Origin of the sequence: Bacteroides caecigallinarum (assembly GCF_016902295.1) — a bacterium.
Lineage (GTDB): Bacteria > Bacteroidota > Bacteroidia > Bacteroidales > Bacteroidaceae > Phocaeicola > Phocaeicola caecigallinarum_A.
The window spans coordinates 1-1,565 of sequence record NZ_JACJLQ010000102.1 but is presented as its reverse complement, the minus strand read 5'-3'; the positions used below and the strand labels follow the sequence as shown (position 1 = coordinate 1,565).

The 1,565-nt window shown below is 39.7% G+C and carries 1 protein-coding gene; it reads right to left on the bottom strand.

Going from position 1 to position 1,565, the window contains the following annotated elements; translation table 11 throughout:
* Positions 1 to 267 precede the first annotated feature (267 nt).
* Positions 268 to 1,422: an IS110 family RNA-guided transposase gene (locus H6A27_RS14320; RefSeq protein WP_204509174.1), complete on the bottom strand. Its 1,155-nt coding sequence runs from the start codon at positions 1,420 to 1,422 to the stop codon at positions 268 to 270.
* Positions 1,423 to 1,565: the final 143 nt, after the last annotated feature.

Below are 1,565 nucleotides of genomic sequence, written 5' to 3'. Positions count from 1 at the left end.
TATCTTTCCTCTAAAATGATTTACGGTAGAATGATTCCAAAGGCTTCCATTGGTATATTCATATGAATAAAGGCAATAAAATATTTACCGGCAGCATATTGTTGTCGGTAATAATTTTTTATAAGTTTATTACTTTCCTCTACGAGCTTTAAATCTCACACCGGCATCCAAAGCCTGTTGCAGTATTAGCCAGTTTGTAAAAACGAGTTTGGTTAACATCACAAAGATAATGACCTTACAAACAACAGGTATATCATGAAGCGGCTTTCATGCCACTTTTTGATGCTTTAAAATAGGGTCAATATAATCCTGGTCTTTTGAAAACATGTTCCATATTGCAACAAGCATTTTTCTGGCTATTGCAACCTGAACTTTCATCCTGCTTTTCTTTTTTGCTGTAACCTGAATATAACAGAACCTGTTGAAGAATGTTTTTTGTTTTTTGGAAGCAGCCCATGCACACTCAATAAGTATTGTCCTGAGGTATTTATTGCCATGGACTATCCTCCGACCCTTGATACGCCCTGCACTCTCTTCATTCCTTGGTCTTAACCCACACCATGAGACCAATGCGGATGCTGTTGCAAACATCTTCATGTCAACGCCAAGCTCCGCAATTATGGATGTTGCGCTTCTTTCTTTAACTCCCGGAATTTTCTGAAGTCTCTCAAGTTGCTTGGGGTAATGTTTCTTACAGAGCGAAGTCATTTTCTCCTGACATTTATCTTTATGTGCCACAAGCGTCTCTATTTCCTCAAGCAACATTCCTATTATATCCGAGTCGACTTCCGTAACAACGCCTGTCAGTGCCGCAAGCATCGTGTCCCTGCCATGTTTGTTCAGTGTCCTGCCATGTATATGTTTTATAAGTTCTTCCGGCTTTGTGACACCTTGAGATATGGCCTTGGCCACCATACGGTAACTTTTGGAATCCACATTGGATATATAGTTGCTTATCCTGATGTTACAGCGCTGCAGACATGTGTCAAGCTTTACAAGCTTTCTTGATATATCCTTGCTAAGGTCAAACATCATTCTGTTGTATTGTCTGAGCTGCTGGATGACAGGCTCGGGAACATAGCTTCCACGGATTAACTCCTTGTGGACACATGTTGCAATCCACTCTGCATCCTTTACATCTGTCTTTCGTCCGGGAAGCTGCTTTATGAAGTATGGATTGACGAGTTTCTGGTCGAACATTTCTTCAAGAACACGCCATATAGGAATCCAATATATACTGGTACTCTCCATTGCCAGTTCGGTTACCCCATATTTATGCATGTCATTGGACATGCAGTCCAAATCAGGGGTTAATACACCGTATTTATGTTCAAAAATCTTGCCCGAATCATCTATTATACAAAGGAAAACACTATCTTTGTGGACATCAAGCCCTGCTACTGTTCTATTAGGTCTATTCATATGAGGATTTTTTAATAAATGTATGCACCTCAAATATACAACATTTTGTGCTTCGAGCACGGCAATAGACGATCAATCAAGTACGTAGGGCTTGATTTTTTATTGCACCGGCATAAAAAACGAAGATTTTTATGTAAGTTTGT